10 protein-coding genes are annotated in these 12,680 nt (G+C 69.6%); 4 read left to right on the forward strand and 6 right to left on the reverse strand.

The annotated features are described in order from the left end of the window. Nucleotides 1-21: 21 nt before the first annotated feature. The 3 genes from ITJ55_RS02200 to ITJ55_RS02210 all read left to right on the forward strand — a co-directional run bounded on the left by ITJ55_RS02200 (nucleotide 22) and on the right by ITJ55_RS02210 (nucleotide 4,659). Nucleotides 22-1,260 (forward strand): HRDC domain-containing protein, encoded by a 1,239-nt coding sequence (locus ITJ55_RS02200; protein WP_370543972.1) that lies wholly within the window; start codon nucleotides 22-24, stop codon nucleotides 1,258-1,260. 73 nt (nucleotides 1,261-1,333) lie between these two features. Continuing rightward, the gene (locus ITJ55_RS02205; RefSeq protein WP_056256490.1) at nucleotides 1,334-2,539 is read left to right on the forward strand and encodes a thiolase family protein; all 1,206 of its coding nucleotides are present in this window, start codon (nucleotides 1,334-1,336) and stop codon (nucleotides 2,537-2,539) included. Continuing rightward, complete coding sequence (locus ITJ55_RS02210; protein ID WP_194593893.1) at nucleotides 2,536-4,659, forward strand: 3-hydroxyacyl-CoA dehydrogenase NAD-binding domain-containing protein; 2,124 nt, start codon at nucleotides 2,536-2,538, stop codon at nucleotides 4,657-4,659. The genes ITJ55_RS02205 and ITJ55_RS02210 overlap by 4 nt, the downstream gene beginning before the upstream one ends. Before the next feature lie 162 nt (nucleotides 4,660-4,821). Here the strand turns inward: ITJ55_RS02210 and dxs are convergent, their stop codons facing one another. The 5 genes from dxs to dut all read right to left on the reverse strand — a co-directional run bounded on the left by dxs (nucleotide 4,822) and on the right by dut (nucleotide 11,806). Continuing rightward, nucleotides 4,822-6,768 carry a 1-deoxy-D-xylulose-5-phosphate synthase gene (gene dxs, locus ITJ55_RS02215; RefSeq protein WP_194593894.1) on the reverse strand — a complete coding sequence of 649 codons (1,947 nt, stop codon included), beginning with the start codon at nucleotides 6,766-6,768 and terminating at the stop codon, nucleotides 4,822-4,824. A 127-nt stretch (nucleotides 6,769-6,895) separates the two neighbouring features. Further along, nucleotides 6,896-9,712: an aconitate hydratase AcnA gene (gene acnA / locus ITJ55_RS02220; RefSeq protein WP_194593895.1), complete on the reverse strand. Its 2,817-nt coding sequence runs from the start codon at nucleotides 9,710-9,712 to the stop codon at nucleotides 6,896-6,898. Nucleotides 9,713-9,863: 151 nt separating this feature from the next. Further along, nucleotides 9,864-10,622, reverse strand: coding sequence for a DUF3159 domain-containing protein (locus tag ITJ55_RS02225; protein WP_194593896.1), 759 nt, complete (start codon nucleotides 10,620-10,622; stop codon nucleotides 9,864-9,866). 6 nt (nucleotides 10,623-10,628) lie between these two features. Then, nucleotides 10,629-11,261 (reverse strand): DUF3710 domain-containing protein, encoded by a 633-nt coding sequence (locus tag ITJ55_RS02230; RefSeq protein WP_194594705.1) that lies wholly within the window; start codon nucleotides 11,259-11,261, stop codon nucleotides 10,629-10,631. Nucleotides 11,262-11,344: 83 nt separating this feature from the next. Further along, a complete protein-coding gene (gene dut / locus ITJ55_RS02235; RefSeq protein WP_194593897.1) occupies nucleotides 11,345-11,806 on the reverse strand; it encodes a dUTP diphosphatase in 462 nt (153 codons plus the stop codon). 39 nt (nucleotides 11,807-11,845) lie between these two features. Here dut and ITJ55_RS02240 point away from each other — a divergent pair, with 39 nt between their 5' ends. Further along, nucleotides 11,846-12,301, forward strand: a complete 456-nt coding sequence (locus tag ITJ55_RS02240; protein WP_194593898.1) for a DUF3093 domain-containing protein — start codon at nucleotides 11,846-11,848, stop codon at nucleotides 12,299-12,301. Here ITJ55_RS02240 and ITJ55_RS02245 read toward each other — a convergent pair. Continuing rightward, nucleotides 12,276-12,569 (reverse strand): DUF4193 domain-containing protein, encoded by a 294-nt coding sequence (locus tag ITJ55_RS02245; RefSeq protein WP_043592858.1) that lies wholly within the window; start codon nucleotides 12,567-12,569, stop codon nucleotides 12,276-12,278. The two genes, ITJ55_RS02240 and ITJ55_RS02245, sit on opposite strands and share 26 nt — an antisense overlap. Nucleotides 12,570-12,680: the final 111 nt, after the last annotated feature.

Raw genomic sequence — 12,680 nt, forward strand, 5'->3', positions numbered from 1 at the left:
TCCGGCGGCGTGGAGCCCCGGGTGACCGTCCGACCCCGGGTCGAGACGGCGGACTCGGTCCACGGCGAGGTCGTCGTCATCGACGACCGTGAGGGGTACCTCGCGGCGGTCGAGGCGATCCGGGCCGGCACCGGACCCGTCTCCATCGACGCGGAGCGCGCCTCCGGCTACCGCTACTCGCAACGCGCCTACCTGATCCAGGTCTTCCGTCGGGGGTCAGGGGTGTTCTTGCTCGACCCGCCCGCCATCGGCTCGTTCGCCGAGCTGCAGGACGTCATCGGCGACGAAGAATGGGTGCTCCACGCCGCCAGCCAAGACCTTGCCTGCCTGCGCGAGGTGGGCCTCGATCCCAGCCGGATCTTCGACACCGAGCTCGGTGCCCGCATCGCGGGCCTGCCGAAGGTCGGGCTCGGAGCCGTCGTCGAACACCTGCTCGGCGTCCACCTCGCCAAGGAGCACAGCGCGGCCGACTGGTCCACGCGTCCCCTCCCCCAGAGCTGGCTCGTCTACGCCGCGCTCGACGTCGAGTTGCTCGTCGACCTGCGGGACGCCATGGAGGCGGTGCTCGCGGACGCGGGCAAGCTCGAGATCGCGCGTCAGGAGTTCGAGGCGACGCTGCGCCGCGAGGCCAAGCCCGCCCGGGTCGACCCGTGGCGTCGCCTGACCGGGCTGCACAGCCTGCGCGGGTCGCGCTCGCTGGCCGTCGCGCGCGAGCTCTGGCAGGCCCGCGACGACTACGCCCGAGAGATCGACACGGCACCCGGGCGGCTCGTGCCCGACTCGTCGCTCGTCGCGGCGACCCGGGCCATGCCGACCGACAAGCGTGCCCTGGCCGGCATCAAGGAGTTCGTCGGCCGCGCCAGCCGCAGTGAACTCGACCGGTGGTTCGCCGCCATCGAACGCGGTCGAGCCACGACCGACCTGCCGTCGCACCGTGGCCCGGCCAGCGACACCTTGCCCCCTCCCCGCTCGTGGGCCGACAAGAACCCGCTCGCCGACGCCCGGTACAAAGCCGTGCGGCCGCGCGTGACCGAGATCGCCGAGGGTCTCGACCTCCCCGTCGAGAACCTGCTCACGCCCGAGACGCTGCGCCGCCTCGCCTGGGATCCCCCGATCCCGTTCGACGCGCCCACGATCTCGGCGGCGATGGTCGAGCTCGGGGCACGCCCCTGGCAGGTCGACGCCGTGGCCGAGGCCGTCGCCGAGGCCTTTGTCGACGCCCACCAAGAGCCCGAGCCGACGAGCGACGGCCCTTCGTAGGATTGCTCGAACGATTCTCGGGCCCCCGGCCTCGTCCCTAAGATCAGGAGCAGATCCTGACACTGGAGGCACTGTGGCCGAGAGCAACGATGTCGTGTTCGTCGACGGGGTACGCACCCCGTTCGGTCGGGCCGGCGACAAAGGCATGTACTGGCAGACCCGGGCCGACGACCTGGTCGTGAAGGCGATGAAGGGCCTTCTCGAACGCAATCCGTCGCTCCCCCCCGAACGCATCGACGACGTCGCCATCGCCGCGACGACGCAGCAGGGCGACCAGGGCCTGACCCTCGGCCGCACCACGGCGCTCCTCGCCGGCCTGCCCCGGTCCGTGCCCGGCTACGCGATCGATCGCATGTGCGCCGGTGCCATGACCAGCGTCACCACCGTGGCCGGTGGCATCGCCTTCGGTGCCTACGACGTGGCCCTCGCCGGCGGCGTCGAGCACATGGGGCGCCACCCGATGGGCTTCGCCGCCGACCCGAACCCGCGGTTCGTCGCCGAGAAGCTCGTCAGTGGCGAGGCCCTCAACATGGGCAACACCGCCGAGCGCATCCACGACCGGTTCCCCCAGTTGACCAAAGAACGCTCCGACCGGTACGCGATGCGGTCCCAGCAGAAGCTGGCCGCCGCCTACGAGGCGGGCCAGATCCAACCCGACCTCGTCCCGGTCGCGATCAAGACCGACCAGGGCTGGGGGCTCGCGACCCGCGACGAGGCTCCACGCCCCGAGACCACCATGGAGGGGCTGGCTGCCCTCCGGACGCCGTTCAGGCCGCACGGTCGCGTCACGGCGGGCAATTCGTCCGGGCTGAACGACGGGGCGACGGTCAGTCTGATGGCGTCCGGGGCAGCCGCGAAAGAGCTGGGGCTCACCCCCAAGATGCGTCTCGTCAGCTTCGCCTTCGCCGGCGTCGAGCCCGAGATCATGGGCATCGGCCCCGTCCCGTCCACCGAGAAGGCGTTGCGCAAGGCCGGGCTCTCGATCGACGACATCGGCCTCTTCGAACTCAACGAGGCGTTCGCCGTCCAGGTGCTGTCGTTGCTCGACCACTTCGGCATCGACGACGACGACCCCCGCGTGAACCCCTGGGGCGGCGCCATCGCCGTGGGGCACCCCCTCGCCTCGTCGGGCGTCCGGCTCATGATCCAGCTGGCCCGCCAGTTCGAGCAGCACCCCGAGGTGCGTTACGGCCTCACGGCCATGTGCGTCGGCCTCGGTCAAGGCGGCAGCGTCATCTGGGAGAACCCCCACCACTCGCGAAAGGCGGCTCGAGCATGAGCACGGCGACCGAACAACTGACCGAGCTGTCGGCCGACGAGGTGGTCACGCACTCCCACGTCCGCGACGTCCCGCTGCCCTCGGGGGGCGTCCTCGCCCTCATCACCCTCGACAACGGTCGCGACCACACCCGGCCGAGCACCCTGGGGCCGGCGACGTTGCACGAGTTCGGCGCGACCCTCGACGCGGTCCGCACCCGCGCCTCCTCTGGTGAGATCGCGGCGATCGCGGTGACGGGCAAACCGTACTTCCTGGCGGCGGGTGCAGACCTGAGCAAGGTCAGCGCCATCCCGAGTCGAGACGTCGCCCGCGAGCTGGCCCGGCTCGGCCACGCCGTGCTCGGCAAGTTGCACGACGCCGCCGTGCCCACCTTCGTGTTCGTCAACGGGCTCGCCCTCGGCGGTGGGGTCGAGATCGGCCTGCACGCCGACTACCGCACGGTCGACTCGTCCGCCGCGGCGATCGCGTTGCCCGAGGTCTTCCTCGGGATCATCCCGGGCTGGGGCGGGGCCTGGTTGCTGCCGAATCTCATCGGCATCGAGAACGCCCTCAAGGTCGTCATCGAGAACCCGCTGAAGAACAACCGCACCCTCAAGCCCGCCCAGGCCCTCGAGCTCGGCATCGTCGACGTGATGTTCGGCCCGACCGCGTTCCTCGAGGACAGCATCCGCTGGGCCGACGACGTGCTGACGGGACGCGTCGTCGTCAAGCGGCCGAACGTGCCCGGCAAGCTCGAGCGTGCGGTGAAGTGGGACGTCGCCGTGTCGGTGGCGCGCAAGTCGCTCGAGTCGAAGATCGGCACCGTGGCGAAGTCCCCGTACGCCGCCCTCGACCTGCTCAAGGCGGCGAAGAACACCGACCGGGTGACCGGCTTCGCGGCCGAGGACGAAGCCCTGGCCGACCTCGTGGCCGGTGACCAGTTCCACGCCAGCATGTACGCCTTCGACCTCGTGCAGAAGCGGGCGAAGAGGCCGGCGGGGGCGCCCTCGCCCGACCTCGCCCGCACGGTCGGCAAGGTCGGCATCGTCGGGGCAGGCCTCATGGCGAGCCAGTTCGCCCTGCTCTTCGTCCGCCGCCTCCGCGTGCCCGTCGTCATCACCGACCTCGACCAGGCCCGGGTCGACACGGCCCTCGGCCGCATCCACGGAGAGATCGACGAGCTGCAGGGCAAGGGCCGCATCTCGCGAGACGAGTCGAACCGCCTCAAGGCGTTGATCACGGGCACGACCGACCTGGCGGACTTCGCCGACGCCGACTGGGTGATCGAGGCCGTGTTCGAAGAACTCGGCGTCAAACAAGAGGTCTTCTCGAACGTCGAGGCCGTCGTCTCCGACACGACGGTGTTGGCGACGAACACGTCGTCGCTCAGCGTCGAGCAGATCGGGGCGCGGCTCGCCCACCCCGAGCGACTCGTGGGGTTCCACTTCTTCAACCCGGTCGCCGTCATGCCGTTGATCGAGGTCGTCAAGACGCCCGCGACCGACGACGAGACGCTCAGCACGGCCATGGTCACGGCCAAGGCCCTGGGGAAGAACGCCGTCATCACGGCCGACACCCCCGGGTTCGTCGTCAACCGCATCCTGGCCAAACTGCTCGGCGAGGCCATGCACGCGGTCGAGACGGGGACGCCCTTCGAGGTGGTCGATCGTGCCACCGCACCGTTCGGCCTGCCCATGACCCCCTTCGAACTGCTCGAACTCGTCGGGCTCACGGTCGGGGCGCACGTGCTCGACACCCACCACGCGGCCTTCCCCGACCGGTTCTTCGCGAGTGACGGGCTGCATCGTCTGGCCGAGCACGGCACGATCTTCGAGCGTGACTCGAAGGGACGCCGCAAGGGGTTCGACAAGAAGGCCGTCGCCCTGGCAGCCGGGCCCGGCACGGCCCTCACCGACGACGAGCTGCGGGTCCGCATCGAGGACGGGCTCGCCGACGAGGTCGGACGCATGCTCGACGACCACGTGGTGGCGGCGGCCGAAGACATCGACCTCTGCCTGATCCTCGGGGCGGGGTATCCCTTCCAGATGGGCGGGGTGACGCCGTACCTCGACCGGGTCGGCGCCTCGCGGCGCGTGCGCGGACGCGACTTCCACGAGCCCGCGATCCGCGGCGTCGAGTAGGTCCCGTCGCGGCTCGGCCCCCTCAGCGACGAACGCCCCGTCTCAGGTCGAGACGGGGCGTTCGTCGTTCCGAGGCGAGGGCGTCCGCTTCGACTGCATCAGTGGTGTCGACGGTCCGTGGCGTCGACGGTCCGTCGCGCCGATGGTCGGTTCCGGCGATGATCAGTCGTGTCGCGCGTCCTCGTTGCGTGGTGTGGGCGCGTCCTCGTCGAGGGGACGCGCGACCGGGATGCGGCTGCCCAGCACCTGGGCGACGACGTCCCGAGCGATGTGCTGGGGGGTGAGGCCGGCCTCCTCGAGGATCTCGGCCCGCGAGCCGTGCTCGAGGAACTCGTCCGGCAGGCCCAGCTCGGTCACGGCGGTGTCGACGCCGGCGCCGCGGAGGTCCTGCCGCACCCGCGTCCCGATGCCACCGACGCGCACGCCGTCTTCGATGGTGATCACGAGACGGTGCGTGGCGGCCAGCTCGATGATGCTCGTCGGGACGGGAACGACCCAGCGCGGGTCCACGACCGTCGCGCCGATGCCCTGGGCCTCCAGTCGCTCGGCCACGTCGAGCCCGATGCCGGCCATGGGGCCCACGCAGACGATCAAGACGTCGTCGTGACCGGCCCGACGAAGGACTTCGACGCCGTCCGACAGACGCTCCACGGCCTCGTGCTCCACGCCGACCGCACCTTTGGAGAACCGGATGACCGTGGGGGCGTCGTCGACCGAGACGGCCTCGCGGAGTTCTTCGCGGAGCCTGGTCGCGTCACGCGGAGCCGCGAGGCGGATGTGCGGCACGATCTGCAGCAGGGCGAGGTCCCACATGCCGTGGTGACTCGGTCCGTCGGGCCCCGTGACGCCGGCGCGGTCCAGGACGAAGGTGACGCCGGCTCGGTGGAGTGCGACGTCCATCAAGACCTGGTCGAACGCCCTGTTCACGAACGTCGCGTACAACGCGACCACGGGGTGCAGACCGCCGAAGGCCAGGCCTGCGGCACTCGTCACGGCGTGCTGCTCGGCGATGCCGACGTCGAAGACCCGGTGGGGGAAGCGTTCGGCGAGCTTGTGCAGGCCCACCGGTCGGAGCATGGCCGCGGTGATGCCGACGACCTTCTCGTCGTGCTCGGCGATGTCGACGATCTCGTCGGCGAAGACCGACGTCCACGAGGGCGATGTGGCGGCCTCGAGCGGCTCGCCCGTCTCGGGGTCGATCTGCCCGACCGCGTGGAACTGGTCGGCGACGTCGGCCCGCGCCGGGTCGAAGCCGCGGCCCTTCTCGGTGATCGCGTGCACGATGACCGGGGCGCCGTAGTTCTTCGCCTGGAGCAGCGCTTCTTCCATCGCGACCTGGTCGTGCCCGTCGACCGGGCCGATGTACTTGATGTCGAGGTTCGAGTAGAGCGCCTCGTTGTTGGTGAAGCGGCTCAGGAAGCCGTGCAGTCCCCCTCGGACGCCGCGGTAGACGGCCCGACCGGGGTGACCGAGTCTGTCGAACACGGCTCGGCTGCCGACGTGGAGCTCTCGGTAGGCCTGGCGGGTGCGGACGGTGTTCAAGAACCTGGCCATGCCGCCGATGGTGGGTGCGTACGACCGACCGTTGTCGTTGACGACGATCGTGAGGCGACGGTCGTTGTCGTCGCTGATGTTGTTCAGGGCCTCCCACGTCATGCCGCCGGTCAGGGCACCGTCGCCGACCACGGCGACGACGTGCCGGTCGTCGCGACCGGTGAGTTGGAACGCCCTCGAGATGCCGTCGGCCCACGAGAGCGAGCTCGAGGCGTGCGAACTCTCGACGATGTCGTGCTCGGACTCCGACCGCTGGGGGTACCCGGCGAGTCCGCCGCGGAGGCGCAACCCTGAGAAGTCCTGACGCCCGGTGAGCAGCTTGTGGACGTACGACTGGTGGCCCGTGTCGAAGACGAACGCGTCGTGCGGCGAGTGGAACACGCGGTGCATCGCCAAGGTCAGTTCGACGACGCCCAGGTTCGGCCCCAGGTGCCCCCCGGTCTTCGACACCTCGGTCACGAGGAACCGACGGATCTCGGCGGCCAGATCGACCATCTGTTCGTTCGTCAGGCGGTCGAGGTCGCGAGGCCCCGTGATCGTCTGCAACAGGCTCATGCTGGTCTTCCTCCTCCGCCCTCTCGGGCATCCGTCCACTCTAGGCACGCGCCCGGCGAGAACGCCGTACGACCCCCGGACGACGCGCGTGCTCGTCCGGGGGTCTCGGGTCGGTGCGTACCGGCGATCAGACCAGGCTGCGCAGGACGTACTGCAAGATGCCACCGTTGCGGTAGTAGTCCGCCTCGCCCGGGGTGTCGATCCGCACGACGGCGTCGAACTCGACCGGCTGCTTGCCCTCGGGCGAGTGGGCCGTCGGGGTCGCCGAGACGTGGACCGTCTTCGGGGTGGTGCCGTCGTTCAGCTGCTCGAGACCGACGATGTCGATCTGCTCGGTGCCGTCGAGCCCGAGGGTCTCCCAGGTCTCGCCCTGGGGGAACTGCAGCGGGACGACGCCCATGCCGATGAGGTTCGAGCGGTGGATGCGCTCGAAGCTCTCGGTGATGACCGCCTTGACGCCCAGCAGGCTGGTGCCCTTGGCGGCCCAGTCACGGGACGAACCCGACCCGTACTCCTTGCCACCCAGGATGACCAAGGGCGTGCCCTGCTCCTGGTAGCGGGCACTGGCGTCGTAGATGAACGACTGCGGGGCCTCGGGCTGGGTGAAGTCGCGGGTGTAGCCGCCCTCGACGCCGTCCAGCAGCTGGTTCTTGAGCCGGATGTTGGCGAAGGTGCCACGGATCATGACCTCGTGGTTGCCCCGGCGCGAGCCGTAGGAGTTGAAGTCCTTGCGGTCGACGCCGTGCTCGTCCAGGTAGTGGCCCGCAGGGCTGTCGACCTTGATCGAACCGGCCGGGCTGATGTGGTCGGTCGTGACCGAGTCGCCGAGCTTGGCCAGGACGCGAGCACCGTGGATGTCGCTCACCGGCGTCGTCTCGATCGTCATGCCCTCGAAGTACGGGGGCTTACGGACGTAGGTCGACTCGGAATCCCACTCGAACGTCGCACCGGTCGGGGTCGGCAGCGACCGCCAGCGCTCGTCACCGTCGAAGACACCCGCGTACTCGTGGGTGAACATGTCGGTGTCGATCGACGAGTCGATCGTCTGCTGCACCTCGGCCGCGTCGGGCCAGATGTCGCGGAGGTAGACGTCGGTGCCGTCGTCGGAGGTGCCGAGGGCGTCGTTCTCGAAGTCGAAGTTCATCGAGCCGGCCAGGGCGTAGGCGATGACCAGGGGCGGGCTGGCGAGGTAGTTCATCTTGACGTCGGGGTTGATGCGACCCTCGAAGTTGCGGTTGCCCGACAGGACGGCGGTGACGGCCAGGTCGTTGTCCTGGACCGCCGTCGAGATCTCGTCGAGCAGCGGACCCGAGTTGCCGATGCAGGTCGTGCAGCCGTAACCGACGGTGTAGAAGCCGAGGTCTTCGAGGTAGGCGGTCAGACCGGCCTTCTCGTAGTAGTCGGTGACGACCTTCGAGCCGGGTGCCAGGGTCGTCTTGACCCAGGGCTTGGCCTTCAGGCCCTTCTTGCTGGCGTTGCGGGCGAGCAGGCCCGCGGCGAGCATGACGGACGGGTTCGACGTGTTGGTGCACGACGTGATGGCCGCGATGGCGACGGCGCCGTGGTCGAGCGTGAAGGTCGAACCGTCGCCGAGCGCGACGGACGTCGGCTTGGAGACCTTGGCCGGGGCGTGTGACGTGTGCGAGATCGAGTGCGGCTGGGCGTCGTCGTCGTCCTCGGCCGTGAAGCCGACGGGGTCGGACGCCGGGAAGGTGCCCTCGACGGCGGCGTCGATCTGGGAGTGGTCGGTGGTCGCGTAGTTCTCGAGGTCGACCTCGAACTGCGACTTGGCCACGGTCAGCTCGATGCGGTCCTGCGGGCGTTTCGGACCCGCGATCGACGGGACGACCGTGGCGAGGTCGAGCTCGAGGTACTCGCTGAAGACGGGCTCGGTCGACGGGTCGTGCCACAGCCCCTGCAGCTTGGCGTACTGCTCGACGAGGTCGATCTGCTCGTCCGACCGGCCGGTGAGGCGCAGGTAGTCGAGGGTGACGTCGTCGATCGGGAAGATCGCGGCCGTCGAGCCGAACTCGGGGCTCATGTTGCCGATGGTGGCGCGGTTGGCCAGCGGCACCTCGGCCACGCCCTCGCCGTAGAACTCGACGAACTTGCCAACGACGCCGTGGCGACGGAGCTGCTGGGTGATGGTGAGCACGACGTCGGTGGCCGTCACCCCGGTGGGAATCGAGCCCGACAGCTTGAAGCCGACGACCTTGGGGATCAGCATCGACACCGGCTGACCCAGCATGGCGGCCTCGGCCTCGATGCCGCCGACGCCCCATCCGAGCACGCCGAGGCCGTTGACCATCGTCGTGTGCGAGTCGGTGCCGACGAGGGTGTCGGGGTACGCCTGGAGCACGCCGCCGACCTCACGGCTGTAGGTGACGCGGGCCAGGTACTCGATGTTGACCTGGTGCACGATGCCGGTGCCCGGCGGGACGACCTTGAAGTCGTCGAAGGCGGTCTGGCCCCAGCGGAGGAACTGGTACCGCTCGCCGTTGCGCTCGTACTCGATCTCGACGTTGCGCTCGAGGGCGTCCTCGGAGCCGAACAGGTCGGCGATGACCGAGTGGTCGATGACGAGCTCGGCGGGTGCCAACGGGTTGATCTTGGTGGGGTCGCCGCCGAGTTCGGCGACGGCCTCGCGCATGGTTGCCAGGTCGACGATGCAGGGCACCCCGGTGAAGTCCTGCATCACGACGCGAGCCGGCGTGAACTGGATCTCGGTGTCGGGATCGGCGGTCGGCTGCCACGAGCCGAGAGCCCTGATCTGGTCGCCCGTGACGTTCGCACCGTCTTCGGTGCGGAGCAGGTTCTCGAGCAGGACCTTGAGGCTGAACGGAAGCTTCGAAGAACCCTCGACCGCGTCGATGCGGTAGACCTCGTAGTCGGTGGACCCGACCGTGAGGGTGTTCTTCGAGCCGAAACTGTTGATTGCAGACACGTGCCGTCTCCCTTGCTGACTACGCCCTCATCTTGGCCGGTGGGCGCGACGCCCACCAGCGAGGTCAGCCTAAGTCCGCGGGGTGTCCCCGGGGCCGATCCCAGCGATTTGTCTCGATGTCGAGACAAAACATAGCACCAGGAGGTGCGGGTCAGCTCGTACGGCCCCGCGCGTCGTCCGCGGCGTCGCGTCCGCGGTAGACCGTCCGGACGAGCAACCACGTCACCCAGAGCAGGCCGGCGTAGAGCGGCACGCCCATGACGAGCTTGAGGGTGCCGAGGAGGGCGACGTCTCCGGCGAGGAAGAGCGGGACCTGGGCGGCCAGACGCGCGGCGAAGAGCCCGGCCCAGAGCCACGTGGCCAGCACGAGGACCCGCCGCTTGGCGCGGTCCGCTCGCCACCCCGTGCCGTCGTTGGTGAGCAACCCGACGACGACGCCGATGAGCGGCCAGCGCACCGCGATGCTCACGAGCATCGCGAGGAGCGATGCGGCGTTGATGATCAGCCCTGGGACGAAGTTGTTCTCGGCCCGGCCGGAGAGGAGCGCGATGCCTGCCGAGAGGGCGATGCCGAAGACCCCGGCCAGGGCCTGCGCGACGGGGCCGCGCTGCACCGCCCGCGCCACGACGAACGCCACGGCTAGCACCAAGGGGATGAGCACCGACGGCACGACGTCGCGGGTGATCGTGTACACGACCACGAACCCGAGGCCCGGGACGATCGATTCGACGAGGCCCCGGACGCCACCGATGGCCGTCAGCAACGCCGCGGCCGTGGGCACCTCGCCCGGCGCGACCTGACCGATGCCGGCCCGCCGCGCCGCGGCCTGGAGCTGCGCCGCCAGCGAGACCCTCGGGTCGTCGAGCGGGGCCGGATCGGACGGATCGGGCCGCTCGGGCGTCACGGACACGACGGGTCAGACCACCGAGGGCGTGGTGCCCGGGGCGTCGGTCGGACCGGTCTTGGGCATGGCCAGCGGGATGAGCTCGCGGGGAGGCATGGGGGTCGTGCCACGCACGACGACGATGCTGCGGAACAGTTCTTCGATCTTCTCGGCGGCTTCGCCGTCGTCCGCAGCGTCGCCGGCGATGACGCCTCGCAGGAACCACCGCGGGCCGTCGACGCCGATGAAGCGAGCCCGCCGGGTCGTGCCGGGGTCACCGCCCATCACCGGGATCTCTGCACGGACCTCCGGGCCGAAGGGCCCCTCGACCTCGGCGGTCGTCCCGCCCTGCTTCTCGATCTGCTCGCTGATCTGACCCCGGATCTCGTTCCAGAGACCGGTGGTCCGCGGTGCGGCGAACGGCTGCACCTGGAGGGTCGACTTGGCGAAGTCGAGGCCCACGGCGACGACGCGCTTGCTGCCCTCTTCCACCTCGAGCCGGAGGTGCAGGCCCTCGCGGGGCAGGACCTTCACCCCGCCCAGGTCGACGTACGGACGGACCGGGTTGGCCTCGGTCTCGTCGAGCGGGCCGACCTCGGCGCGGTCACCGGGTGCCGACTTCGAGTCGTCGAAGACCTCGACCTCGGTCTCGTCGAGGGATTCGATGTCGACCTCGACGTCGGCGACGTCGGCCGACTCGACGTCGATCGCGACCTCGGCCACTTCTTGCTCGCGGCGCTTGGACTTCCTCACGCGGTGCCTCCTGGGTTGTGTGCGTATCCGGTCGAGCCGTGCCCGTCGACCCCGCGCACGCTCTCGGGGAGCGTCGGGACGGTGACGAAGGTCGCACGGACGACGGGCATGATGACGAGCTGGGCGATCTTGTCGCCGACGGCGACGTGGTGCTCCGCCGCCAGGTCGGTGTTGAGCAACGAGACCTTGATCTCGCCGCGGTAGCCGGAGTCGACGGTGCCCGGGGAGTTCACGACGGTGATGCCGTGCTTGGCCGCCAGGCCGCTGCGGGGCACGACGAACGCGGCGAAGCCCTCGGGCAGAGCGATGGACACCCCCGTGCCGACGAGTGCGCGCTGCCCCGGGAGGAGCACCAGGTCGTCGGTCGACAGCAGGTCGGCCCCGGCGTCACCGGGGTGGGCGTACTCGGGCACCGAGGTCGCCTCGGCGGCGATGAGGACGTCGAGGGTCTGGGTCACGTGTCGAGGGTAGTGCAGAAGTCTGGTCGAATGGACCCCATGAACCCCTACCGTGAGCGCCTGCTCCCGCCGCTCTCCGTCTTCGTGGCGTGCGCTCTGCTCGTCCCCGCCACCCTGCTGGTCTTCCTGCCCATCAACTCGACCGTGGGCGTCGTGATGGCCGTCGTCTTCTACGTGGGAGCCGTCGTCGCGCTCGTCCTCACCTCGCCGGTGCTGACGATCGACGACGAGGGGTTCACGGCAGGCAGGGCCCGGCTGTTCGCCCACGAGATCGGCGAGGCCGAGGGGTTCAGCGGTGCCGAGGCCACCAAAGAGAGAGGGCCCAGGCTCGACGCGCGAGCATGGACCCTGTTCCGGGGCTGGGTGCGTCCGGTCGTCAAGATCTCGCTGACCGATCTCGACGACCCGGCACCCTACTGGTTGGTGTCGACCCGTCGTCCCGACGAGGTCGTCCACCGGTTGGAGGAGCTCAGGCGGCGCACTCCCGGCAGATAGCGCCCAGCTTGGTCTCGTGGTCGAGCTGCGAACGGTGCTTCACGAGGAAGCACTCGACACAGGTGAACTCGTCGACCTGAGGGGGGAGGACGACGACGTCGAGGTCGAGGTCCGAGAGGTCTTGCCCGGCGAGCTCGAACGAGCCCGGGTTGTCGGCGTCGTCGTCGACGACGCCGGTCATCTTGTCGGGGACCCTCTCTTTGAGCCCCTCGATCGACTCCGAGCCGTCGTCGTCGTTCTTTCGAGGTGCGTCGTAGTCGGTGGCCATGCCCATCCAGTTCTTCGGTCGTTCGTGTGCCCGATTCGGCGGGTGCAGTTTGCATCACTCGTTGTCGAATAGCAAACCGGTTCCCACGGCCTTTCGGCCGCCTCGGAAGAA

Source organism: Frigoribacterium sp. VKM Ac-1396 (assembly GCF_015350895.1).
In the GTDB taxonomy this organism is placed as follows: Bacteria; Actinomycetota; Actinomycetes; order Actinomycetales; family Microbacteriaceae; genus Frigoribacterium.

Bases quoted from the DNA above. Each gene is read 5' to 3' on its own strand.
- ITJ55_RS02240 (WP_194593898.1), top strand. From the start codon at position 11,846: ATGAACCCCTACCGTGAGCGCCTGCTCCCGCCGCTCTCCGTCTTCGTG.
- dxs (WP_194593894.1), bottom strand. From the start codon at position 6,768: ATGAGCCTGTTGCAGACGATCACGGGGCCTCGCGACCTCGACCGCCTG.
- ITJ55_RS02245 (WP_043592858.1), bottom strand. From the start codon at position 12,569: ATGGCCACCGACTACGACGCACCTCGAAAGAACGACGACGACGGCTCG.
- ITJ55_RS02210 (WP_194593893.1), top strand. From the start codon at position 2,536: ATGAGCACGGCGACCGAACAACTGACCGAGCTGTCGGCCGACGAGGTG.